The sequence below is a fragment of the Rheinheimera sp. A13L genome, from assembly GCF_000217935.1.
Taxonomy (GTDB): domain Bacteria; phylum Pseudomonadota; class Gammaproteobacteria; order Enterobacterales; family Alteromonadaceae; genus Pararheinheimera.
Genome location: NZ_AFHI01000008.1, coordinates 96,262 through 120,793, shown reverse-complemented (window position 1 = coordinate 120,793; position 24,532 = coordinate 96,262). Strand labels below are relative to the sequence as shown.

Here is a 24,532-nt window from a genome sequence, read left to right as displayed (position 1 = left end):
TCTGTCAGGCTTGAGCACCAAACAAATACCCGTTAGGGTGGATCAGAAGACTACATATATACCCAAAGTAATTGGAGTTGCAGAGAGGCGACAAGTGCGTGAGACCCCAGGAGCATAGTTAACCTATGTGACTGGGGCGAGAGCATGCAGTCAACAAAGCTGCAGCTTCAAGTACGAAGGGTATAGAAAGTGCAGAACAAACTGCAGGCAGTGCAACGAGGAGAGTGGGTGATGTCGCAATATGCTGCCTTGAGGGCAAATGTCGGATTGTTGGGCACCCAGCTGGGTGACACCATACGCAATCAGTTAGGTGATGCAGTTTTAGAACGTATTGAACAAATTCGGGCTTTAGCCAAAGAAGCAAGGCAGGGCACAGAGCTGCAGGATCAGCAATTAAAACAAGTGCTGGCCAGTTTAACCGATCAGGAAATTCTGCCCGTCGCCCGTGCTTTTGCTCAGTTTTTAAATCTGGCCAATTTAGCTGAGCAGCACCATACCATTAGTAAAGCAGGCCGGGCTTCTATTGAAAAACCAGAACCAGTGGCCGAATTACTGCAACTCTTGCAGGATAAAGAGGTCAGCCAGGCGAAGATTGAGCAGGCCGTTGCTGATTTATCCATAGAGCTGGTGCTGACTGCACACCCAACCGAAGTCACCCGCCGTACCCTTATTCATAAACTAACGGAAATCGCCGCCTGTTTAGCAGAGCTGGAGCAGGATTTATTACCTTCACAGCAGCAAAAAACAGAAAACCGGCTGTATCAACTGATCACTCAGGCCTGGCACACCAACGAAATCCGTGAGCAGCGGCCTACACCAGTGGATGAAGCTAAATCTGGTTTTGCCGTGATTGAAACTTCACTGTGGGACGCTGTACCAGAATTTATCCGTGAACTTGATACGGCGCTGATCCCTGTGTTGGGCCATGGTTTGGCTTTAGATGCCACACCTATTCGTTTTTCATCCTGGATGGGAGGCGACAGAGACGGTAATCCTTTTGTTACGGCCAAAGTCACTCGTCAGGTTTTGCTGTTAAGTCGTTGGAAAGCGGCAGATTTATTCAGTCGTGATTTGGATGTATTGGCCAACGAACTGTCGATGGTTCAGGTCAATGATGCCTTGCGTGCAGTAGTAGGAGATGCATCCGAGCCATATCGTAAGTTACTAAAAGACTTCCGCCATAAATTGTTGCATACCAGAGATTGGCTGACGGAGGCCTTAAAACACGACAGGTTACAACGGCCTGACGATCTGATTTGGCATAATGAGCAACTGCTGGAACCTTTGCTGCTGTGTTATCAGTCCTTACTCGACTGCAAAATGCAGGTGGTGGCAGAAGGTTTGCTGAAAGACACCATCCGTCGTGCTTATGCTTTTGGCTTAACCTTGCTGAAGCTGGATGTGCGTCAGGAATCGGGTCGCCACACCGCAGTGTTCAGCGAATTTACCCGTTATCTGGGTATAGGTGATTATGCCGATTGGGATGAACCAGCCCGGCAGGCCTTTTTACTGAATGAACTGAGCAGTAAGCGGCCATTGTTCCCACGTAATTGGCAACCCAGCCCTGAAGTCAAAGAAGTGCTGGATACCTGCGACATAGTGGCTCGTCATGGCGCAGAAGCTTTATCCACTTATGTGATTTCAATGGCAGGCAAACCCTCAGATGTGCTGGCCGTGCAGTTATTGCTGAAAGACGCCGGCATTAGCTTCCCTATGCCTGTCGCGCCTTTGTTTGAAACCCTGGCCGATTTAACCAATGCACCAGAATGTATCAGCAAGCTGCTGGCCATTGACTGGTACAGAGGCTATATCAATGGTCGCCAGGAAGTGATGATTGGTTATTCGGATTCTGCCAAAGATGCTGGCGCTTTTGCCGCTGCCTGGGCTCAGTACAGTGCGCAGGAAGCTTTAGTGGCTATTTGTCAGCAGGCTAAAGTGCAGTTGACCTTATTCCACGGTCGTGGCGGCACTATAGGCCGTGGCGGCGGTCCTGCTCACGCCGCTATTTTATCTCAGCCGCCAGGATCGCTTGCTGGTGGTTTGCGAGTGACAGAACAAGGCGAGATGATCCGCTTTAAATTTGGTTTAAATGGTTTAGCACAGCGCAGTCTGGCTTTGTATGCCAGTGCGGTTTTAGAAGGTGTGTTATTGCCACCGCCTGTGCCGGAACAAAGCTGGCGTGAGCTAATGCAGCAACTGGCTACGGTTTCCTGCGAAGCTTATAGGGCTGTAGTACGGCATCATCCTGATTTTGTGCCTTATTTCCGCGCTGCTACTCCTGAGCTTGAACTGGGGCAGTTACCACTGGGCAGTCGTCCACCAAAACGTAATCCAAATGGTGGCGTGGAGAGTTTACGCGCTATTCCATGGATTTTTGCCTGGTCACAAAATCGGTTGATGTTACCAGCCTGGTTAGGTGCTGGCAGCGCTTTGGCTGTTGTTGTGGAACAGGGCAAAACAGAACTGCTGGCGCAAATGCGGGCGAAGTGGCCGTTTTTCGCGACCCGCTTGTCGATGCTGGAAATGGTGTATTTAAAAGCCGATGCTGAAATAGCGGCCTACTACGATGAAAAGCTGGTGCCAGAGGCTTTGTTGCCTTTAGGTCAGCAATTACGTGATCAACTGGCCGCAGATACAGCTTTGCTGTTAAAGCTGATCCAAAGTGATACGCTGATGGCGAAAGAGGCCTGGATCCGTGAATCTATTATGCTGCGTAATACCTATGTCGATCCGCTGCATATACTGCAGGTGGAGTTGTTAAATCGGGTCAGGCATGAGCCTGAAACGGTCAATGACAGCATTAAACGTGCTTTGATGGTGACTATCGCAGGTATTGCTGCTGGTATGCGTAACTCGGGTTAAGCGGCTTATTTTACGTGGATAAAAAAGAGGGCTCAAAATAATGAGCCCTCTTTTTGCTTCAAGAGTTAATACTTAGAAAAAGCTTTTCTTAAACTCAACACCAATAATACGAGGTTCGTTAACAAAACCAGTCAGGTTGGCAAAGTCTATCGCGCCTTTCAGGTTGTCTTCGTCTGTGATATTACGGCCAAATAAAGCTACTTCGTAGTCGTTCTCAAAGTTCAGATAACCAATACGTAAGCCAGCCTCGAAATTACCGTTCGTGTTGTATTCCATAGATTCGTACAGGAACAGATTTGTTTTACCCTGACGTGCTACATCGCCATAAAGATAAATCTCACCTGTGCTGACTGGAATATCGTAACGAGCATTGATCGTCAGAATAGTTTCAGGAGCTTGTGGGAAAGGATTACCATCAACATAAGCAAATTTCTTTGGACCTGTTGCTGTAGGTAAGGTAACAGTTGGGCTTGTGACAGTACAGGCGGCACAAGTGCCGACCAGTAAGTTGCTGTCCTTCAGTTCAGTATTGTTGTAACTGAAACCACCACCTATGACTAAGCTTTTTGTGGCACGCCATTCAGCATCCACTTCAAAGCCGTAGCCTGTACCTTTGTCGGCATTCACTAATGTATTACCGTTGTTCGCACCGCCAATCGCTGACAGCTGAATGTCATCAATCTGGTAATAAAACAGAGCACCGTTCAAGCGTAAAGAATCGTCTAACAGATCAGACTTGGCTCCAACTTCAATAGATTGAATAGTTTCTGATTCTGCTGTGGTTGGATCTTCTTCAAATGCCACATTACGGCCTTGAATAGATTGAGCTCTGAAACCATTCGCAATACGACCAAATACACTGGTTTTATCCGTTAAGCGGTAGTTTGTGCTTAATTCCCAACTCACCTGACCATCATCTACATCGATCGGGTCATAGTCCTGAATACTGGCAGCACCAATAGTTAATGCGAAAGCCTCAACGTTTTGTTGACCGACCCAGAAGTACTTTTCATCGTAAGTGTAACGAATACCGCCAGTGATATCCCAGCGGTCATTCAGGTTATAAGTGCTTTGTCCAAACACAGCCCAGCTGGTATTTTCATGATAAACATCTGTTTTACCGAAAAAACCATCAACACTGGTCACACCAAATGACGAATCAAAGTAGAAAGCACCAACTTGCCACTCTATAGCTTCATTAGTATCGCTGGCTAAACGGATTTCCTGAGTAAACTGTTCCAAATCATTCAGCTGATCTTCAGTGACTGCAAAATTTGGGTTGGATGGTCCAGGACCAGCTTCGCTGCCGCCGTCGATATCACCTTTACCATTACCATCAGCATTTTCCTGAGCAGTAATAGAAGTGAACGTCATACCATCCAGATCAAATTCCAGTGTTAACGAAGCACCAAAGTTGTCATATTTCTGGAAGTTACCATCACCAGCATCGTAATAAACTGTATCGCGGTCGTAGTTCTCATTCAGCTCGTTACTGCCAGCAGTCAGAATGTTACGGCGAAACAGAGAGGAGGTGCCATCCAGTTTGCGGCCATGTACATTTAACAAAGCTGAGAAACTATCTGTGTCGTACAAAAACTGCAGACGACCTGCCTTCTCATCATGACCACCGGTAAAATCTTTTTCATCGGTAAAACCGTTGTCAACATAATCGTCACGGTTCTGGTTCATCAAGGAAATACGGGCTGATAATTCATCAGTTAAACCACCACCTGCCGCACCTTCCACATTAATGGTACCGAAGCTGCCTACTGTTGCTTTGGTGTAGGCTTCAAAGTCCTGAGTTGGCTTTACAGAGGTAAATTTAACTATACCTGCTGTGGTGTTACGGCCAAACAAGGTACCTTGTGGGCCACGGATCACTTCTGCTTGCGCCACGTCAAATAACGGGAAGCTTTTGAGGATCACGTTTTCCATCACCACCTCATCCATAATCACAGAAACTGGCTGAGATGCGGCCAGATCAAAGTCTGTGTTGCCTAAACCACGAATATAAAAACGTGGTGCAGCACGGCCGTTTGATGATTCAGCGTATAAACCTGGAATTTTGCCAGATAAAGCCTGGATATCCTCGCCACCTGCAAATAAAGCGTCGAATTTTTCACCGCTTAAGGTTGCAATAGAGATAGGAACTTCCTGGGTACTTTGCACACGTTTTTGCGCAGTCACCATAATGCGTTCCAATTTTGTCTCTTCAGCAGCCTGATCTTTGTCACTTTCCTGCGCGAATAAAGCAGGAGAAAGACCCATGGCTGCAGCGAGCAGACTGGCCTGAATGCTCAATGCCAGAACAGACTTTTTGCATGTTTTCATCAATTTTTTACCTTATTTTTTAGGCTGTTATATATTCTGGTGCGTCCTGCGGATCTATTATCAAAGCGAACCCTACAAACTCTGGAGTGACCACAGCGTTTGCTCTGATAACTTGTGGCTACTATAGCATTTTGCAGCTACTTTTGCCGATCTGGTGGATAAAAGAGCTAAAAATAGCCAGCTTGCTGATGTTTATATGAGCAACTTCTACTTAAGTGAAATTTATTCTATCTGTCGCAGATTACTGTAGCTGGGGTACTAATGCTCACCAGCGCTGTATAAATTGAAGTGCGGCCCTGGTGAGACGAGTAGTAGCTGATCAACAATCTGTTTTGCTGCAATACCATACCGGCGTAACTGCAATCTCCGCCTGAGGGCAGAACCAGTATCTCTGTCAGCTTGCCTGTGGACTGATCTAATGAAACCAGACTGGTGCGCACTTTTTGATCATAAAGCCGTACCACGGCCAGCATTTGACCTGATGGGGTAAATAGGGCTTGCGGGCCTCCTATGCGACAGCCAATATCCAGCCAGTTCCAGTGATGATAAGGCGCAAAGGCGTAGCCTAGTTGGCCATGGTCTGGATCTTTGCGCAATAAACACCAGGCTGTGTCTTTATGATCAAACAACAAGGCAGTTTCATTGGCATAACCTTCCGCATAGATTCTGGCAGCCGCAACGTCAAACTGGCCTGCAGCATTTTGCTGATACAAACGAATATGCCGATCGGCACCACATTTATAGGCAACAGCATAAGCCTGATTGCCTAGCCAGCTTAAACGCCATAACCAATAATCAGCTTCACCCACAGCCTGAGGTTCAGACCAGTTTTTACCATCTGTGGAAGACCAAAGATAAGATTGATAGGCCTGCTTTGTTTTGTCGTGAAAAGCTGCAGCAGCCAGTAGTTGCAGTTTTCCACATGGAGTTACACTTAGCTTACCATCTCTTAAATCAGCAACAGGGTTGTGCAGTACAGCCACAGTGCGCCATTTTTTGCCCTGCACTGAACTCATGATCCTCAGCACCCCATCTTTGGAGTGGTGCGTGGATGCCTGACGGAACACCAGATAATAGCGCTGGTGGAAGTAACATAAGTCAGTAAAAGCATTATGTTTTCCTGCTTTCCATGCCCGCTGAACCCAAAGCAGTTCTATGGCTGTTGTGGTTTGTTCTGTCGTTAGATTGGACATAGAGCTGCGCCAGTTTGTGTTTTTATTGTTAATTATTTGTGTGTTTTTATGTTTGAACTACACTTGTTGTTACTTCAGCAACAACTTTTTTAAGTGTGTCGGGTTTATGCCTGTCGGCACAAAGTGGAAAGTCTTTTTGCAGTGTACAAAACTGCATGGAGTTTCACTATGACGACAGAGCAGAGTTTATTCAGACCTAAAGCATTGCAGGCACAACAACAACGCCTGGAAGGGCAGGTTAGTATTGTTCAGCCTGTCAGCAGCTCAGTGTTGTGCTTTTGTTTAGTCTTCATCCTCTTCAGTTTACTGCTGCTTCTGCATCAGGCCAGTTTTTCCCGTAAAGAAACAGTGTCAGGTTACCTGAAACCTTCCAGCGGCGTAGTTCGTATCCATAGCCAGCGTCCGGCTGTGCTTAAACAACTTTATATTCAGGATGGCACTTTGGTTCAGGCGGGTCAAAAGCTGGCTTTACTCAGCAGTGACGAATATCTTGCTGCAGGCGAAAGTCTGACCGATCACCTGCAAAGCAGCCTTGCACTTCAATTGGCATTAAACTCTCAGAAACAGCATGAACTTTTACAGAGTTTTGCTCAGCAGCGTGAACAATTGTCAGCGCAAATTACTAATGTCAAACGACAACTGGCAGAGAATCAACGCCAGCAGCAGCTATTGTCTCAGCGTATTGATATACAAAATCAACGCCTGTTGTCTCAGCAGGAACTGGCACTAAAAGGCCATGTGCCAAAACTACAACTGGAGCAGCAGCAAGATCAGCACCTGATGTTGCTGCAACAGTTAGCTGAGGTGCAAACTCTGGCTCAATCCATCCTTCAGCAACAGATCCAGTGGGACAATCAACTTCAGGCGTTACCCCTTGAACAGCAACGTCAGCTGCAGCAATTACAGGCCGAGCGGCTTAGTTTTGAGCAACAAAAAACTGAACTGCTGGCTCGTAAAGAGGTTGTACTGACAGCTCCTGTTGCAGGCAGAGTGACAAATTTAGTGGTGAGCACAGGCCAGCATCTGCAGGGCAGCCAGGTCTTGATGCAATTGCTGCCCGAATCAGGATTTTTATACGCTCAATTATTAGTTCCGACCCGGGCTTTTGGTTTTATTCAGCCAGGCCAGACGACCTGGCTGCGTTTTGATGCTTTTCCTTACCAGCGCTTTGGTTTGTATCAGGGCGAAATCAGCCAGCTTTCAAAAGCTGTATTAATGGCACAAGACCCCGACAGCCCAGTGCAAATTCAGGAACCTGTGTATCAGGTACAAGTGCAGCTAAATCAGCAATTTATAGAGGCTTATGGTGAGCAAATGCCGCTGCAGGCTGGCATGCTGCTAAGTGCAGACATAGTGCTGGAACAAAGATCGGTGCTGAGTTGGTTGCTGGAACCTTTAGTTAGCCTAAGAGGGCGTTTTCAGATTTGAATCAGGCTCTGTAGCAACAGATACATTACTTCGGGTGGCTGCCGGGCGAGAATCTCAGCTTAGTAGTGATCACCGATGGAACTAAAGTCGCTGACCATCAGGGTTTAAATTAGATAGCTATAGCGATGAAGGAGGGCCAATGAAAAGGATTAGCGGACGGCAGGGGCTGAGCGTTTTTGTGTTTGTCTCCATGCTTGGATTTGTTCATTCAATCTTTGTTGATGATCTGTGGGGCTTTCTGTCGTGGAGCGGGATGCTGCTGTTTTTTACCACCAGCTATTTTCACAGTGATTTGATGGACGCTCCGGTTTCGTCACTTAAGCAACTGTTGCAACTCAGGTTTGAATTGGAAGTTATTCCTGCATTGTTGCTGTGGATCGGTCAGCTGCTATGGATTGCCGGGCTGTTGGGCCCGGTTTATTTTGTATAAGCGGGAATGCTGCGATGCAAACTATCTACCAATCCGAAGCTGCTGAATGCGGATTAGCCTGTCTGGCTATGGTGGCTGGTGCTTATGGTTATAAAACCGATATGGCCAATTTGCGTCAACGTTATCCTTTGTCGCTTAAAGGCTTAACTTTGCAACATCTGATGCAACTGGCTGATAATCTGGGGCTGGCGGGCCGGGCTTTACGACTGGAGCCTGAAGAGCTGGCTCAGTTGAAGTTACCCTGTATTTTGCATTGGCAAATGAGCCACTTTGTTGTGCTGGTTAAAGTGAAAGGGCAAAAAATTCAGATCCATGACCCTGCTTTTGGTAAACGAGAGCTGAGCTTTGCCGACGTTGATCAGTGTTTTACCGGTATTGCCCTTGAGCTGAGTCCTACCACTGAGTTTAAAAAACAAGATCAACGGCAAAAGTTAAGTGTGCGGCAGTTTTGGTCTTCGGCGTCAGGTTTATGGTCTGCATTATTCAGAATACTGTTGATGTCGCTGGTGCTGCAGTTTTTCTTACTGGTGGCACCTTATTACATGCAATTGGTGGTTGATGAAGTGCTGGTAAGCAGAGACCTGGATTTATTGCATGTGCTGGCCATAGGTTTTGCCTTATTGCTGTTGTTGCAAATTCTGACCAATATTCTGCGCAGCTGGCTGGTACTGCATTTAGGGTCGGTATTAAATCTGCAGTTGGCTACTAATCTGTTCCGGCATTTATTGCATTTGCCTATGAGTTTTTTTGAGAAACGTCATATGGGCGATATTGTGTCGCGTTTTGGTTCTTTGCAGCAGTTGCGGGACTTGTTGACCAATAGCCTGATTGAAGCGCTGATCGATGGTCTTATGGCTTGTACTGTGCTGGTGCTGTTATTTGTTTATCATCCGGTGTTAGCCGCTGTTGTGCTGGCGGCTGTACTGCTTTACGCGCTGCTACGATATATTTTTTACTCACCACTGAAGCAATGTACTGAGCAAGGCATAGTGGCTCAGGCTAAAGAACAATCCGGTTTTATGGAAAGTGTTCGTGCCATCCAATGTTTGCAGCTGTTCTCAAAACAAAGCCAAAGGTTAAGCCTGTGGCAAAATCAGTACTCAGATGCTGTGGATCAGCAGTTCAGGCTGGGACGCTGGCACTTATCATTGCAGGCTGTGCATCAACTGTTATTTGGTATTGAGCATATAGTAGTGATTTATCTGGCGGCTTTGGCCGTAATAGATAATGCCTTTAGTGTCGGAATGTTATTTGCTTTTGCCAGTTACAAAAGCCAGTTTACCCAAAGAGCTGCCGCTTTTATTGATCACTGGATTGAATTCCGCATGCTTGAGCTACACCTGCAACGTCTGGCGGATATTGCTCTGACCGATACAGAGAACTTAGGAGAAAGTCAGACTTATTTACAGCTGCAAGGTCATATTGAATTACGTGATCTGAGCTTTCAGCAGACAGCACAGGACCCCTGGCTGTTTCATCAACTGAGTTTCAGATTATCTCCCGGTGAAAGCGTGGCTATTGTAGGGCCATCCGGTTGTGGCAAAACCAGCCTGTTAAAAATTATGCTTGGACTGGCAACAGCACAACAAGGCAAAGTACTGATAGATGGTATGGAACTGAGCAGCTTTGGTCTGCAGCATTATCGCAGTCAGATTGCCGCAGTGATGCAAAATGATCAGTTGTTATCCGGTTCTGTGATGGACAATATCAGTTTTTTTAGTCCTAAACCTGATGTGCAGCATCTGATGCATTGTGCAGAGCTTGCAGCCATTCATCAGGATATTATTGCCATGCCTATGGGCTACAACACCTTAATTGGAGATATGGGATCGGCCTTGTCTGGCGGGCAAAAACAACGTTTACTGATCGCCAGAGCTTTATACCACAAGCCCAGGGTATTGCTGTTGGACGAAGCGACCAGTCATCTGGATCTGGCGCTGGAAGTCAGGGTTAATCAGGCTATCCGGCAGCTACAGATAGCCCGCATTATAGTGGCGCATAGGCCTGACAGTATTTTAACTGCAGATCGGATCCTGTTGTTGCAGCAAGGGCAACTGACTGATATCAGCTGCGAGTTTCGTCAGCTGCATAGGTCAGCGAAGCCGATTCTCCATGGACAGGAGCTTTAGGTTTTGGGTTGCCAGAGTTCAAATCTGTTGCCTTCTGGGTCCATAGCCCAGCCAAATTTTCCATAATCGCCATCTTCAATCTGATCATCAACCCAGACATCAGCTGCCTTGAGTTGCTTTAACATAGCCTCTAAATCAGTCACCCTGTAATTGATCATACTTTGCTGGTTCGCTGAGCCAAAATAAGCAGTGTCGGCAGCAAAGGCCGACCAGACAGTTTCATCTCCAGTTTTAGCTATAAAACTGCCATAAGGAGCCTCAGGGCAAAGTGGAATGCCTAAATGCTGCTGATACCAAAGTGCCAGCGCCTGCGGGTCTTTGGCCCGGATAAAGACTCCGCCAATGCCTGTTACTTTTTGCATAAATCACCTCTGTTATTCTGCAGTTTTTGATAATAAATCCTGCAAAGTCATATGCTTACGCTCTGTGATTAAAGATTGGCCTAATGCCAGTATTTGCTGCTGAGCCTGCTGTTTAAAAGGGCCGTCTTTTAGCTGTGTTAATTCTTCTGCTGCTGCCCAGCCGATAGTGCGGCGGATCAGTTCACAGCCTGCGTAGCCTAAGGTATCCTGCCACAATTGCTGCAGGTACCAGTCTTGGTATGATTCATTCTGAAAGCTCTGATCTGTGGTTTGCTTTTGCATCAGGTTGCTGAAAACAGTGGAGAATTCATGCCAGAACACTTCGATTTGGCTTAATAAGTAGTGGCGCCGGGAGCTTGCTTCGGTTTGCTCCTGAGTCAGCAGGTTTAAAATAACACTTGCCAAAAAAGTTCCGGTATCAAAACCTATAGGGCCGTAGCAGCCGAATTCGGCGCCTATTATTTTATGCTGCTGATGATTCACTAACACATTGCCACACTGCAAATCTCCATGCAGCAAGGCCTGAGGTTTTGTCAGAAAACCGGCTTTCAGCTGGGCCACTTCGGCTTGCAGGGCTTCATTGCGCCATAAATCCCGGACTTGTGGCAGTTGCGCTAAACTCAGGCTGTTACGCTCATGGTTACAGTAGGGGTCGGTAAATACCAAATCCTCAAGCACTAAACACAGTTCCGGATTATTAAACTGCAGCTGCCTGGATTTTTTCACTGGGCCTGTTAAGACAAAGTCACTACTGTAAAAACTGGTATTGGCCAGATAACGACCCAGATGCAGTCCGGTATCCTGTGGTAATACCCCTGTCCTGATGGCATCTCTCAAACTCATGCAATCAGATAAATCTTCCAGTAATAATGCACACAACTCTGCATCATAAAATAAGACTTCCACCAGATAATCCGGACATACTTTGGCATGGTGTTTTAATACGTCCGCTTCAATTTTTGCCCTGTCTAAGCTGACAAGCCAGTGTTGGGTCAAATCTGAAGGTTCAGGTAAAGCCTGTTTAACAATAAGGCTGGTGCCTCTGTTATTTTTTACCCTGAACACCTGATTCAGGCCATCGTTTTTCAGTAGCTCAGTGGTTAATTGACTATGGTCACCAAACAAATCGCTGTATTTGTCAGCGAATAATGCAGCTTCTTTTGGGGTTAATACGTGGTAAGGCATCAGATAAAAGATCCATAAAAAAGCAAAAGGCCATCATCGCAAACCCCTTTGGGTAGCACAATGGCCTTTTTGTACTGCTGAACGTCAGTTTATGGCGATGGGGTTTAAGGCTGCACTTGTACTGCAGTAAAACGTGCCAAAGCTGCTGTACGGGCTTTATAAAACGCCAAACCTGAGTCACTCAGACTGTAATTGTCTATGCCCTGAATGGTGCTGAGAAATTGATCTTCTACAGAGCCATTCAGACAGGCTTTTTGTGTGGTGGCCATAGGTTTAAACTGTAAACCTAAACCTTCAGTCTCGTAAGCACCAGTAAACTGGTTACAGCCTGCAAAACCACTGACTCTGTTATCTGCTGTAAACTCCAGATAAGGCGTCATATCGGGTTCTGTCGCCGGAACCGGTTGCCCCATTAATTCGGTGAGTTTCCAGCGAACTCCTGTCAGTTGGACTTGCGCTTGCTGAGCTTGCTTGTTCAGTTTGTAATTTTCCGCTAAATCACCAGTGATGACCTGACCAGCCATATCCAATTGAAACAGCTGATTTTCTCCCACTTTATACAAAGCCGGACCCTCTTTCTGGTTCAGCAACTGAATCACTGAACCCTTAGCATCCCATTCAAAGGTACCTTGTTGCTGTATAGCATCGCCTTCTTTACCCAGATAAGTAGTACTGAGCAGATAGCTGTTATCCATATTCAGTGTTAACAGGGTGTCGATACCTTCGCAGTCGGCACAAGGTACTACACCTCTGTATGTTCCTGCCCAGTCCAGAGAATTCTGGCTGTTATGCTGATCGACCTGAGTTTCTGTTTTTGCTGGTTCAGCAGGTGTTGTTGCTGACTGCTCTGTGGGTGCAGGTCCGCACGCTGCTAATACTAACCAGGCGGTCAGGCACAAGATCAGGGGTTTAGACATAAAAAATCTCCTTGTTTCTGGTGATACAAATCTTTGCATTTCGCAGCAGTTTAAAGGTGTTGGGCTTTACCAAAACTGAATTAACCGGAAAAAAGCAGCCTCAACCTATATTCACAACCACTGGTCACAGCAGGCTGGAGTGCATTTAGGACACTGTTAGACTTTTAGTGAATTGCTATCTTATCCATAAAAAGCAGAGCAGCGGAATGAACTTAACCCGAGCCAGTATAAAAAATCCTGCGGCCATTGTAGTGGTCAGCCTGATTATGGTGTTATTTGGTTTGCTTGCTGTGGCTAAATTGCCCGTTCAGCTTTTGCCTTCCATAGAGCAACCACAAATTTTTATCCAGAATGGCTGGCGTGCGGCAGCACCTGAAGAAATGGAATCCACTATTATTGAACCGCAGGAAGCGGCGCTTCGCACTGTGCCTGGTGTAACGGAAAGCAGCAGCTTTATTGGTGCTGGTTTTGGTTTTATTACCCTGACCTTTGATGTGGGGCAGGATATGCAGCAGGCCATGCTGAATGTGATCAATGCGCTGAATCAGGCACCGCCTCGTCCAAGGGAAGCTGCTGAACCAGTTGTCTCGCTGAACAGTGGTACAGGTCCTGTCGCCAGTTTGTTGATCCGTAAGTTAAATGAAGACGCTGATGCTGATTTTACCGCCTTGCAACCTGTGATTGATGATGTGGTTTATCCGAGGTTAAAAGCTATAGCTGGTGTATCACAGGTTGATTTAGCCAGCCGCAGGGCAAAAGAGCTACATATAGTATTTGACCCTTATCGGCTGGCGGCTATGGGGTTGTCTGTCGATCAATTAAGTTCCCGCATTGGCAGGGCTGGTAATGTGACAGGGGGCTTTGCAGAAGTGGGGCGGCGTGAATACACAGTGCGTTTTGTCGGCCAGTACGAGCCTGCCCAATACGAGCAAATGGTGGTGGCCTATCAGAACGACAGGCCAGTGTATTTGCATGAAGTGGCCGAAGTGCGGGTTGAATACGCCGAACAGGCAGGTTTTACCAAACGTAATGGTTTTCCGGCATTTTATCTGACGTTACAGCGTGCAGCAGGTTCCAATACAGTCGAAATTCTTGACAGTGTGAACAGAGAAATCGCTGATTTAAATCAACATGAACTGAAAAATAAAGGCATTGAAATAGTGCTGAGTTTTGATGCTTCAGTACATATCAAAAGAGCTATAGAGCTGGTGAATGGCAATCTGGTGTTAGGTATAGTGCTGGCGCTGGTTATTCTCTATCTGTTTTTACGCGGCTGGCAGGCCACTTTGCTGATCGGCCTGACCATCCCTGTGTCGCTGATGATGTCCATTATGGCGCTGGATTTATTTGGCCGTTCACTGAATGTAGTATCTTTGGCTGGCCTGGCTTTTGCGGTAGGTATGGTGTTGGACGCTGCCATCATAGTGCAGGAAAACATAGTGCGGTTGTTACAGCAGGGGCTGGCACTGCAGCACGCTGTGAAAAAAGGCACAGCTCAGGTCAGCAGCGCACTTTGGGCTTCCACAGCCACTACAGTCGCTATTTTTGTACCAGTTCTGTTTATGCAAGGTGTGGAAGGTCAGCTGTTTTACGATTTGGCGCTTACGCTGGCGGTGGCTGTGATGGCCTCTTTGCTGGTGGCCTTAACTGTATTGCCTGTTGCCTCATTATTCTGGTTAAAACCACAAGCCAGCGCTGTGACCTCCGCTTTTTTCTGGCAAAAACTAGCCAGACGTTTTTGCCGTTTCACTCAGAATCGCAGGCTGGCATCAGGCTGGGTGCTCTTTTTTGTGCCCGGAGCTGTGTTACTGGCAGCCTTATTGTTACCTAAAGCCGACTTTTTGCCCCAGGCTTCTATTGATACGGTATTTTCGGGTTTCTCCTTACCTCCAGGTGCCAATATGCAGGTATTGGAGCAAGAAATTGGTGATCTGCTGGTGGCTCGTCTGCGGCCTTATTATCAGGACAAAAAATACCCGGCAATCAAAGGCTATAACTTGTCGATCAACAGAGGTTTTAATGTCTTGTTTGTTTATGCAGAAGATCCGGACAGTATCGACGATATGATTAAACTGCTGCGCGAAGAGATCCTGGTGGGGCTGCCTGACACCCGTTCTTTTAGTGTGCAGGGGTCGTTGTTTAACTTTGGATTTGGCAGTGGCCGTGAGTTAAATCTGGATTTCCAGGGGCCTGATGTGCCGCAGTTGATGGAACAAGCCGCAGCCGCCATGCCAAAAATAGAAAAATTATTGCCTGGCGCTACAGTGCGGCCCGTGCCTGATTTAGCATTAGCTCAGCCTGAATTACGTTTAACTCCTGATGAAAACCGTATAGCTCAAAGTGGCGTGGATCGTTTTACTGTAGCCAATATGGTGCGTGCAGTCACAGACGGTATTTACATAGGTGAATACTTTGATGGCAACGAACGGATGGACATTATTCTTAAAGGTCAGGGCTGGCAGACTCCTGAGCAATTAACTGCAACACCTTTATATACACCTGGTGCTGGTGGTCAGACTCTGGGCCAGCTCAGTGAGCTGACTTACACCACAGGCCCCACTTCCTTGCAGCGGATCAATGGCCTGCGCACCATCAGTCTGCAAGTGACACCACCTGCGACTATGGCATTGGATGAAGCAATGCAGATTCTGCAGCGCGACTTGATGACGGCATTACGTGAATCAATGCCAGCTCAGAGTTCAGTGCAATTCCGTGGTAATGCCGATCGGTTGTCTCATGCCATGACAGAAATGGGCAAAAACTTTGCGGTGGCAGTGTTTATTCTGTTCCTGCTGATGGCCGCTTTGTTTCGCTCAGCCAAAGACAGTTTACTGGTGGTTCTGGCTATGCCTATGGCCATTCTGGGTGGTGTAGTAGCGCTACGTTTATTAAATCTGGTGACTTTTCAGTCGCTGGACCTGCTGACCATGATTGGTTTTGTCATTCTGCTTGGATTGGTGGTGAACAACGCTATTTTATTAGTGGACCAGTGCCGGCAAAGCCAAAGGGAAGGATACTCTGTGGATCAAGCCTTGTATCAGGCCATTTTAACCCGAGCCAGGCCCATATTTATGAGCACCTTAACCAGTATCTTTGGCATGCTACCGCTGGTACTGGTACCAGGTGTTGGCTCCGAAATTTACCGGGGTTTAGCTGCGGTCATAGTGGGCGGTATGACTTTTAGTATGTTGTTCAGTCTGGTGTTGATCCCGGCGTTGTTACGTTTGACCTCGACAGTTCAGCACACTGAACGGACAGCCCCTTCTTTGGAGATCTCTGATGCAGCTTAATACACTAGTTTTAACCGCAGTTTTGTTGTACTCCACTGCTCTTGTGGCGCAAACGCCATCAGAAAAAGTGGTCAGTGTAGCGCAAGTGCAACAACAGGTGATGTTGCCTCATACTATGGTGACAGCTCAGGTGCAAAGCCGTTATCAGGCCGATGTGACTGCAGGGGTTGAGGGGCGTTTATTGTGGTTGGCTGAACCCGGCACTCAGATTAAACAGGATGAAGTTATAGCCAGGCTGGACATCACCCCTTTGCAATTGCGGGTTGATGAAATGAATGCCCGTATCAGCAGGGCTGATATTCAGTGGCGGCGTTTGCAAAAAGACACAGCCCGGCTGTTAGAGCTGAGCAAAAACAATAGTGTGGCTCTAACTCAACTGGATCAAATCAGTGCTGACCGCGACAGCGCTGAAGCTGAACTGAAATTACTACGGGCTCAACTGGCGCAACTGCAGGATCAAATCAACCGCAGCTCAGTCAAAGCACCTTTTGCCGGAGTGGTGGCGCAACGTTTTCATCAGCACGGAGAAGATATCAGCAGAACCGACGCTTTAGTGCGGTTGGTGAATTTAAATGATCTGGAAGTTGTGGTGTTTGCTCCGCTGAAATATGCCGCATTTTTACAGCACAATCAGTTGCTGCAGGTATTTCACAGTGGAGGTGAAAGTCAGTTGCCAGTACGTAATCTGATCCCTGTGTCCGATATGCGTTCGCAAACCTTTGAAGCCCGGATTAAAGTGCCGGAACAATTACTGGCGAACTTTCAGGTTGGACAACTTGTTTCTGTCGCAGTACCCACGGCTTTAGCCCGTCAGCAGTTGTTAGTGCCACGGGATGCTGTGGTGGTGAAAAGTGAAGGTCAGTTTGTGTTTGTGGTGGATAACGAACAAAAAGCTCAGCAAAAGGCTGTGCTGTTAGGACAGGGCATGGGCAAACTGATAGCTGTAGATGCAGAGCTGTCGGCTGGTGAACAAATCGTGATACGAGGTGGCGACACCTTAACCCAGGGCGACAAAGTTAAGGTGCTGACCGATCAGGAGTTTCCGGTAAAAACCTAAGGTGTTTTTACTGCAGGAGCTTGCCAGGCCGCTGTGCCCCAAAGTGGCACGCTGGTCAGCGAATGTTTGTAGCTGCCAGTCGTTTCTTTGGTGGAGTAAGACAAGTACAACAAAGTCTGACTGCTGCTGTCCAGAATACGGCGAATTTTTAAGTTCTTAAATAAAATGCTTTTGGATGTGCTGAAAATCACTTCGCCGTTTTTAGAACGATCGATGTCCTTCAGCATAGCTGCTGTGATTTCACCGGTTTGACGACAGGCAATAGACATATCGGACGGGTCTGCAAAATCCAGATTGGCTTCAACATGGCTGATATGGCAAGTGACACCGGGAATTTTCGGGTCGTCAAAGGTCTGTACTTTAATGTCTTTGGTGGTAAATAAACCTAAACTGACATCTGCTACTTCTTTGTCAGAACAGGCCACCAGGCCCAAAGCGGTAAAAACCAAAAGCCATTTTTTCATAGTCATATCATCCTTTTTAGCCTTGATAACAAAACGGAGTCTTGCGACTCCGTTTGATTCTGTTTAGTGACCAGCGTGGCCGTCTAAACCATGCACATGGCCATGGGCCAGTTCTTCGTCTGTCGCATCGCGGACTAAAATCACTTCCACATCAAACGTCAGATCAATACCTGACAGTGGGTGATTACCGTCTACAACTACTTCGTCTTCTGTAACGTCTAAAACAATTACAGATTGCTCACGGCCGTCCGGGCCTGCAGCGCGAAAACGCATGCCAACCTGTACATCCATGCCTTCGAATAAATTACGTGGCACCGCCTGAGTTAATTCATCATGACGCTCGCCGTACGCTTCTGCTGCTGGTACTTCAGCTTTGAATTTGTCGCCGACAGCTTTACCTAATAAAGCCTGCTCTAAACCGTGAATTAAAGCGCCCGTACCAAAAATAAATACCAGCGGTTCTCCGCCAGCTGAACTATCTAATTCGTTGCCTGCTTTGTCTGCCACAGTGTAATGAATGGCGACTACTTTTTCTGCTTGTATGCTCATGCAAACCTCAGTTACGCGAGTGAATAGGGCAAAGGTGATATAACTACAACCGATGCATCCGGAGTTGCTAATCGCAGTGGATCAGCTGGGTTGATATCGTTCGGTAACACCGCCAACACCCAAAGTTGCCCCTGAATATTCACCGCATTAATGACCTGGCCAACCCGACGCCAGTTTTCCGACCATTGTACTTCAATATCTGTGCCGCTGGCCGGAGTTTCCTCAGTTTGACCTTTAAGGATGTACGCAGCTCTTTTATTTTTACCCAGATATTTCATTCGGGCCACAGTTTCCTGCCCTATGTAACAGCCTTTGGTAAAACTAATGGCATCCAGAGCCTGTAAATTCAGCATCTGTGGTACGTATTCGCCAATCACGGCCTGCTCTAAACAGGACAAGCCTTGCTGAATATGCCGGGCTAACCATAAGGTTGGAGCCGCCAAAAACGCTGATTGTTCCGCTAAAAGTTGTCGGGCGTGGCCAAAATCCAGCACTAACAGGTAATGCTCGTCCGCCAAACGCATCAGCTTACCGCCGGGCACTGAACTTAACTGACCCACAGAGGCAGGCTGTGCATAACCTAATTTATTCAGTAAAGCTGCAGTATCAGGACCACTGATACCTAAAATCGCCAGACTGTCATGACCTGCTTCAAAACTGACTTTGGAAAAGACGCCAAACTTTTTCAGTTGAGTGGCCGAGGCTTGTAGTTCGTCACGAAAGCCGATGTACCATAAGTTTTCGCCTTCGGCACATAAATGAAACTGAGCCCACATTTTACCCTTGGCATCACAATGTGCGCCACGCAGAAAATTTTCCGCTGTCAACGTATTCAGATCTGCGGTCACCTGACCCTGCAGGTATTTACGGCTGTCCGGACCCGCAATAATCAGGCTTTCAAAGCCGGGTAAGGGGCTGATAAAGGCGCCTTGGACTGAAGTTGATAAAGCGGCGAGTTGATCGGCACTGATCCAGGATGCTTGCATATAGGTAAGTCTCTTAGAATACTAAGATGATCATTGGGGGAATTGGCCAAAAGCTCAACCCCTCTATGGTTTTTTTGTTAGAATCCGGCCAGTATCATCAAAAGGAAAGCAGTATATGACTGAATTAATGGGCAAACCCCGTCTGCGTTGGGCCTGCCGTCGTGGCATGCTGGAGCTGGATGTTTTGTTGGCGCCTTTTGTTGAAGAAGGCTATGACGCTTTAACAGATACACAAAAATACACCTTCGAAGCTTTATTAGCCTGTGACGACCCGGATTTGTTCGCATGGTTTATGGGGCATGGTAAGTCAACTGATCCAGAGCTGCAGGCAATGGTGAATATCATTGTTAACAGAGTACGGGTATAACCTTAGTTTTGTGCCATCCCGCATGCGCCGGATTGTCTATCTGGCGCAAAGCTTATTGATCCTGCTTATTTTTTTACTTCAGCCTTTTTATGCGCTGTGGTGGCTGTTGCTTTGGCCCTGGCTGTTTTTCTGCTTTTATCAGCTGTTACGACAGTGGCAACAACCTGTCAAAGCGCGTTTATTGTTTTTAACTGAAAAAGGCCAGCTGAAATGGTGGCAGGATGAACTGCCGGCAGGGCAGTTGTCGGCAGGATCTTTGGTGTCACAACTGGGAATTTGGTTACGCTGGCAGGATACAACACAACAACCCAGGCAATTATGGGTCTACCGGGATAATTTATCTGAAGAGCATTTTCGCAGTCTGGCACGGGTATGCCAGACCGTAAAATGGCAGCAGCAAGCCGGTTCTGTCAACCGGCGTTAGGGCTTCAATATGGTTGGCGTAGGCTCTGCCAGTTGATCCGGATAATCCAGATTATAATGCAGACCACGGCTTTCTTTACGCTCCATGGCACTGCGGATAATCAGTTCAGCCACCATGGTTAAATTGCGCAGTTCCAGCAAATTATTGCTGACACGGAAGTTGCGGTAATAATCCTGAATTTCACGTTGCAATAATTCTACTCTGTGTAAAGCGCGCTCTAAGCGTTTTTCAGTGCGAACTATACCGACATAATCCCACATAAAAAGCCGTAATTCGTGCCAGTTGTGAGTAATCACTACCTCTTCATCTGAATCAATGACACGGCTTTCATCCCAGCAAGGCAGTTCAGTGACTAAGCGGGCTGACTCCAGTTGCTGTTTAATATGCCGGGCTGCCGATTGAGCAAAAACCACACATTCTAACAAGGAATTGCTGGCCATACGGTTAGCGCCATGCAGTCCTGTATAAGCCACTTCACCAATAGCATAAAGATTAGAAATATCGGTTTGGCCATTTAAATTGGTCACCACGCCACCACAAGTGTAATGCGCAGCTGGCACCACTGGAATAGGTTGTCTGGTGATGTCGATACCCACACTTAAACATTTGGCATAAATGGTGGGGAAATGCTCGATGATAAAGTCTTTTGGTTTGTGGCTGATGTCCAGATACACACACTGAGCGCCGAGCTTTTTCATTTCATAGTCGATAGCACGGGCGACTATGTCGCGCGGTGCTAATTCGGCGCGCTCGTCAAAATCCGGCATAAAACGGCTGCCATCCGGCCGTTTTAAATAAGCACCTTCACCCCGCATGGCCTCAGTGATCAGGTAATTCTGCGCTTCAGGGTGATACAAACTGGTGGGGTGGAATTGATTAAATTCCATATTGGCCACACTACAACCTGCGCGCCACGCCATAGCAATACCGTCACCGCTGGCGACATCAGGATTGCTGGTATAGAGATAAACTTTACTGGCTCCGCCTGTGGCAAGTGCAATACATTTAGCACCTATCACTTCCACATGTTCTTCTTCACGGTTCCAGACATAAGCGCCATGGCATTTTTGTTCAGCTAAGCCCAGCTTGCTGGAGGTGATCAAATCAATAGCGTTGTAGTTTTCCAACAATTGAATATTCGGGTGGCCTTTGACTTGTTCTACCAAGGTTATTTGCACAGCCCGGCCTGTCGCATCAGCTGCATGCAAAATACGTCTGTGGCTATGACCGCCTTCCCGGGTCAGGTGATATTTCAGTACACCGTCTTCGTCTTTGTACTGATCAAAAGGCACACCCTGAGCAATTAACCATTCCATCGCGTCTTTGGCATGTTCAGCGGTAAACTGCACTGCTGCGGCTTCACATAAGCCAGCACCTGCAATTAAAGTGTCGTCGACATGAGAGGCAATACTGTCGTTTTCATCAAATACGGCAGCTATGCCACCCTGAGCATATAGGGTAGAGCCTTCACGCAAAGGACCTTTGCTCAGCACTATCACTTTAGCACTGTCCGCCAGATGTAAAGCCAGCGATAAACCTGCAGCGCCACTGCCTATAATTAATACGTCACAAAGATGTTTTTTTTGTTGTTGCATGGGATACACTTATTCAGTCAAAAACACATAAATGTCTGTAATTTGGGTCTTTATACGCTACTTTCTGGCAGCTGGCCGTGCTATTTGCGGCAAATTGTAACTTTTTTTACTTATTCCAAGAACTATTCATATAGCTTCCAGTCATAAGGGTACGCTTGACGAGCGCCAGTTGCAAAAAGAAAGTAGTATTTAGCATTAGGGGAAAGGCTCGGATGAGCGAGCAAGAATTGGATTGGCAAATTGTCCAGCGGGTACAACAAGGGGATAAAGCAGCCTTTAATGTGTTGGTAAAAAAATACCAGCATCGTATTGCGAACTTAATCTCGCGTTATGTCTCTAACCATGGCGATGTGGCGGATGTAGCTCAGGAAGCCTTTATTAAAGCTTACCGTGCTATTCCCGGCTTTCGTGGCGAGAGTGCATTTTACACCTGGTTGTACCGTATAGCTGTGAACAGCGCTAAAAATTACCTGGTAGCGACAGGACGCAAGCCGCCATCTACAGACGTAGATGCGGACGATGCCGAGTTTTATGACGGTAGCGATGCGTTAAAAGAGCAGGATTCTCCGGAGAAACTTTTGTTATCCGATGAAATCCGTAACGTAGTGTTCGATACCATTGAAAAGTTGCCGGACGAATTACGCACTGCTATTACTTTGCGTGAATTGGATGGCTTAAGTTACGAAGAGATTGCGGAAGTGATGGGCTGTCCTATAGGGACAGTAAGAAGTCGGATTTTCCGTGCACGTGAAGCTATTGATGCGCAGTTAAAACCGCTCATTAGCTGAACCTCTACTATACAGGAATCGGTATGTCGTCAGAAAAATCAGATTGGATCTCGGCTGCTAGTGATAACCAAGCAATTAGCCCTGAACAATTAGACAGATTACTGCAAGATGCTGAAGTACAGCAAAGTTTTGCGCGTTATCATTTGATTGGCGCTGCCATTCGCAATGAGTTACCGGCCAAGCTTGATATGCAGTTTGCAGATAACTTTGCCAGCCTGTTGGATCAGGAGCCTGCTTATCAGTTAGAAAGCAGCCCTGTAGTGCACCATCAAAAAGCGCCAGTGTCGTTCTGGACAAAACTGGGCGAAGCAGCCAATACGGGCTGGTTTAAAACAGGTTTTCAGGGCACTGTCGCGGCCAGCGTGGCATTAGTTGCTGTGTTGGGTGTGCAACAGTTCCAGGGTGCTGGTCAGGATGCAGATCTGAATTCACCTTTACCTGTGTTACAAACTCAGCCAGTGGCTGGTTTTGCCACTCCGGTCAGCTTAAGCCAGACTTCGGTAAATTCCCGTTTTGAACAGGAACAACGTCAGGCTATGCTGGAACAGCAACAACGTTTGCAGCAATTACTGCAGGCACATCGTCAGCAAATCAGGGTGATGGACACTGCACAGCAGAAAGCCCCGGAAACCCCAGCTGAGAAACCAAGACAAGAGCAATAAATATGGGTTGGAAAGGCTTAAGCAGTGCCTTGATCATCTTGTGTTACTCCAGCCTGAGCTTCGCCGAAGTCTCGGGGTGGGAGTGGTTTGAGCGAAGTCAGAGTTCAGTTCGTCAATATAATTTCGAAGCCTCTTTTGTTGTTATTAAACCCAATCAGGTGGATAGCTACCGTTGGATCCATGGTGTACAGGATGATTCAGAAATAGAACAACTGATGCCGCTGGAGCAAAGTGGCGTCGAAATTTTGCGTCGTGATCAGATGGTGTATTACATAGCACCTGAAAAAACACCCTTGGCGACCAGCAGCAGTACCATCAAAGAATTACCAGCGCTGTTGTACCGTGATATTGAGTCGATCAAAAGCTTGTACGATGCAGTGCCAGGTGGAGCGACGCAACTATCGGGTCGGTCTGCGCAATTGTTGCGTTTAACGCCACTGCAAAATGGCCGGCCAGGTTATTGGTTGTGGTTAGACAGCCAGACAGGTTTTCCGCTGAAAATAGATACCTTAACGGTTCAGAATGAAGTGCTGGAGCGTTGGGTTATCACCCATATTTTGCCCCATGCCACTTTACCTGAAGCATTAAATGTTGCAGCGAGCGCTGAATTGCCAGCAGCTGCAGAAACAATGCCGGCAGTAGCTTTGCCTGAAACTCCGCTGGAATTGTCCTGGTTGCCGGAAGGTTATCAGGAGGTTTCTGTAACTTCTGCCATGGTGCCACAGCAGGTGTTGGAGCAATGGTTGTTGTCCGATGGGTTGCATCAGGTGTCCGTTTTTGTGCAGCACAGTGCCAGTTTGCCGGCTCAGGCCTTCCGCGATGGCGCGACCACTATTTTTGTTATGCCAAACAACCAGTTTGATGTCACAGTCATAGGCCCTGTGTCTATTGAGACGGCCAGACAAATAGCTGAATCGGTGCGTTAAATGCTGGAAGAAATAGCCACTGTGATGAAAAGCCAAAGCGATGGTGTCTGGCTGAAAACTCAAAGTGTCAGCAGCTGCAACGCCTGTCAGTCGAATAACGACTGTGGTACCGGTGTGGTGGCTAAAGCTTTAACCCCACGTGAAAATCTGTTTTTTGTCAAAAGCCCATTGCAGTTGCTGGAAGGGCAAAAAGTTAAAATTGCCGTCAGCGAACAACATCTGTTGTCTGCTGCGGCTTTATTGTATTTATTCCCCTTGTTTTGCCTGATTGCTGTGGCTGCTTTATTAAGCCGGCTGCAGCTGGCTGAGACGGCTATAGTACTGGGTTCTTTCACTGCTTTAGCTGCTGGTTTTGCCGTGGCGCGACTGATAAGTGGCCCATCAGCACAGCAGGAACAGATTGAGATCCTTGCGGTATTGCCAGAACTGGCTGTGCAACATGTCCGCATTACAGATTAATCCTCTGCTGAAATCCGCTGTAACATCTGAACACATAGCAACCAATGCCGAGATCGAGTACAATTCGCGGCAAATTTATCTGAATCAACTTTGGTGTTCGCCCGGTTTGTGACCATAAGGGTCAGAGT

The 24,532-nt window shown here is 47.2% G+C and carries 21 protein-coding genes; 12 read left to right on the top strand and 9 right to left on the bottom strand.

The window, feature by feature from the left end; all coding sequences use genetic code 11:
* The first annotated feature begins 231 nt into the window (after positions 1-231).
* Positions 232-2,862, top strand: a complete 2,631-nt coding sequence (gene ppc, locus RHEIN_RS05780; RefSeq protein WP_008898039.1) for a phosphoenolpyruvate carboxylase — start codon at positions 232-234, stop codon at positions 2,860-2,862.
* 72 nt (positions 2,863-2,934) lie between these two features.
* Here the strand turns inward: ppc and RHEIN_RS05775 are convergent, their stop codons facing one another.
* Entirely contained in the window at positions 2,935-5,193 is a 2,259-nt protein-coding gene (locus tag RHEIN_RS05775; RefSeq protein ID WP_008898038.1) for a TonB-dependent receptor, read from the bottom strand.
* A gap of 227 nt (positions 5,194-5,420) precedes the next feature.
* A complete protein-coding gene (locus tag RHEIN_RS05770) occupies positions 5,421-6,386 on the bottom strand; it encodes a hypothetical protein (protein ID WP_008898037.1) in 966 nt (321 codons plus the stop codon).
* A gap of 168 nt (positions 6,387-6,554) precedes the next feature.
* Between RHEIN_RS05770 and RHEIN_RS05765 the strand changes: the two genes are divergently transcribed.
* The 3 genes from RHEIN_RS05765 to RHEIN_RS05755 all read left to right on the top strand — a co-directional run bounded on the left by RHEIN_RS05765 (position 6,555) and on the right by RHEIN_RS05755 (position 10,373).
* Positions 6,555-7,814: an HlyD family secretion protein gene (locus tag RHEIN_RS05765; RefSeq protein WP_008898036.1), complete on the top strand. Its 1,260-nt coding sequence runs from the start codon at positions 6,555-6,557 to the stop codon at positions 7,812-7,814.
* Between the two features lie 139 nt (positions 7,815-7,953).
* Positions 7,954-8,244: a hypothetical protein gene (locus RHEIN_RS05760; protein ID WP_008898035.1), complete on the top strand. Its 291-nt coding sequence runs from the start codon at positions 7,954-7,956 to the stop codon at positions 8,242-8,244.
* A 14-nt stretch (positions 8,245-8,258) separates the two neighbouring features.
* On the top strand, positions 8,259-10,373 hold the full coding sequence (locus RHEIN_RS05755; protein WP_008898034.1) for a peptidase domain-containing ABC transporter: 2,115 nt from the start codon (positions 8,259-8,261) through the stop codon (positions 10,371-10,373).
* Here the strand turns inward: RHEIN_RS05755 and RHEIN_RS05750 are convergent.
* The 3 genes from RHEIN_RS05750 to RHEIN_RS20825 form a co-directional block, all read right to left on the bottom strand.
* The gene (locus RHEIN_RS05750) at positions 10,370-10,735 is read right to left on the bottom strand and encodes a VOC family protein (protein WP_008898033.1); all 366 of its coding nucleotides are present in this window, start codon (positions 10,733-10,735) and stop codon (positions 10,370-10,372) included. The two genes, RHEIN_RS05755 and RHEIN_RS05750, sit on opposite strands and share 4 nt — an antisense overlap.
* Positions 10,736-10,747: 12 nt before the next feature.
* Positions 10,748-11,920 (bottom strand): S-methyl-5-thioribose kinase, encoded by a 1,173-nt coding sequence (gene mtnK / locus RHEIN_RS05745; protein ID WP_008898032.1) that lies wholly within the window; start codon positions 11,918-11,920, stop codon positions 10,748-10,750.
* A gap of 104 nt (positions 11,921-12,024) precedes the next feature.
* Positions 12,025-12,837 (bottom strand): copper resistance protein NlpE N-terminal domain-containing protein, encoded by an 813-nt coding sequence (locus RHEIN_RS20825; RefSeq protein WP_008898031.1) that lies wholly within the window; start codon positions 12,835-12,837, stop codon positions 12,025-12,027.
* Positions 12,838-13,043: 206 nt separating this feature from the next.
* On the opposite strand from RHEIN_RS20825, the gene RHEIN_RS05735 reads away from it, so the two are divergent.
* Together RHEIN_RS05735 and RHEIN_RS05730 are read left to right on the top strand one after the other, a co-directional pair.
* Positions 13,044-16,127: an efflux RND transporter permease subunit gene (locus RHEIN_RS05735; protein WP_008898030.1), complete on the top strand. Its 3,084-nt coding sequence runs from the start codon at positions 13,044-13,046 to the stop codon at positions 16,125-16,127.
* Positions 16,117-17,184 carry an efflux RND transporter periplasmic adaptor subunit gene (locus RHEIN_RS05730; RefSeq protein ID WP_008898029.1) on the top strand — a complete coding sequence of 356 codons (1,068 nt, stop codon included), beginning with the start codon at positions 16,117-16,119 and terminating at the stop codon, positions 17,182-17,184. The genes RHEIN_RS05735 and RHEIN_RS05730 overlap by 11 nt, the downstream gene beginning before the upstream one ends.
* Here the strand turns inward: RHEIN_RS05730 and RHEIN_RS05725 are convergent.
* From RHEIN_RS05725 to ygfZ, 3 genes are all read right to left on the bottom strand, one after another.
* The gene (locus RHEIN_RS05725; protein ID WP_008898028.1) at positions 17,181-17,648 is read right to left on the bottom strand and encodes a CreA family protein; all 468 of its coding nucleotides are present in this window, start codon (positions 17,646-17,648) and stop codon (positions 17,181-17,183) included. The genes RHEIN_RS05730 and RHEIN_RS05725 overlap by 4 nt on opposite strands.
* Positions 17,649-17,711: 63 nt before the next feature.
* Complete coding sequence (locus RHEIN_RS05720) at positions 17,712-18,197, bottom strand: FKBP-type peptidyl-prolyl cis-trans isomerase (protein ID WP_008898027.1); 486 nt, start codon at positions 18,195-18,197, stop codon at positions 17,712-17,714.
* A gap of 11 nt (positions 18,198-18,208) precedes the next feature.
* Entirely contained in the window at positions 18,209-19,183 is a 975-nt protein-coding gene (ygfZ, locus tag RHEIN_RS05715; protein ID WP_008898026.1) for a tRNA-modifying protein YgfZ, read from the bottom strand.
* A 115-nt stretch (positions 19,184-19,298) separates the two neighbouring features.
* On the opposite strand from ygfZ, the gene RHEIN_RS05710 reads away from it, so the two are divergent.
* Positions 19,299-19,550, top strand: coding sequence for an FAD assembly factor SdhE (locus RHEIN_RS05710; protein WP_008898025.1), 252 nt, complete (start codon positions 19,299-19,301; stop codon positions 19,548-19,550).
* The gene (locus RHEIN_RS05705; RefSeq protein WP_139056413.1) at positions 19,528-19,974 is read left to right on the top strand and encodes a protein YgfX; all 447 of its coding nucleotides are present in this window, start codon (positions 19,528-19,530) and stop codon (positions 19,972-19,974) included. The genes RHEIN_RS05710 and RHEIN_RS05705 overlap by 23 nt, the downstream gene beginning before the upstream one ends.
* Here RHEIN_RS05705 and nadB read toward each other — a convergent pair.
* Positions 19,971-21,569 (bottom strand): L-aspartate oxidase, encoded by a 1,599-nt coding sequence (nadB, locus tag RHEIN_RS05700; RefSeq protein WP_008898023.1) that lies wholly within the window; start codon positions 21,567-21,569, stop codon positions 19,971-19,973. The two genes, RHEIN_RS05705 and nadB, sit on opposite strands and share 4 nt — an antisense overlap.
* A gap of 212 nt (positions 21,570-21,781) precedes the next feature.
* On the opposite strand from nadB, the gene rpoE reads away from it, so the two are divergent.
* Genes rpoE through RHEIN_RS05680 form a run of 4 tightly spaced genes read left to right on the top strand, consistent with a single transcriptional unit; the run spans position 21,782 to position 24,404 of the window.
* The gene (gene rpoE, locus RHEIN_RS05695) at positions 21,782-22,357 is read left to right on the top strand and encodes an RNA polymerase sigma factor RpoE (RefSeq protein ID WP_008898022.1); all 576 of its coding nucleotides are present in this window, start codon (positions 21,782-21,784) and stop codon (positions 22,355-22,357) included.
* A gap of 23 nt (positions 22,358-22,380) precedes the next feature.
* Positions 22,381-23,019: a sigma-E factor negative regulatory protein gene (locus tag RHEIN_RS05690; RefSeq protein WP_008898021.1), complete on the top strand. Its 639-nt coding sequence runs from the start codon at positions 22,381-22,383 to the stop codon at positions 23,017-23,019.
* 2 nt (positions 23,020-23,021) lie between these two features.
* Complete coding sequence (locus tag RHEIN_RS05685) at positions 23,022-23,945, top strand: MucB/RseB C-terminal domain-containing protein (RefSeq protein ID WP_008898020.1); 924 nt, start codon at positions 23,022-23,024, stop codon at positions 23,943-23,945.
* Positions 23,946-24,404 (top strand): SoxR reducing system RseC family protein, encoded by a 459-nt coding sequence (locus RHEIN_RS05680; protein WP_008898019.1) that lies wholly within the window; start codon positions 23,946-23,948, stop codon positions 24,402-24,404.
* The last annotated feature ends 128 nt before the right edge of the window (positions 24,405-24,532 follow it).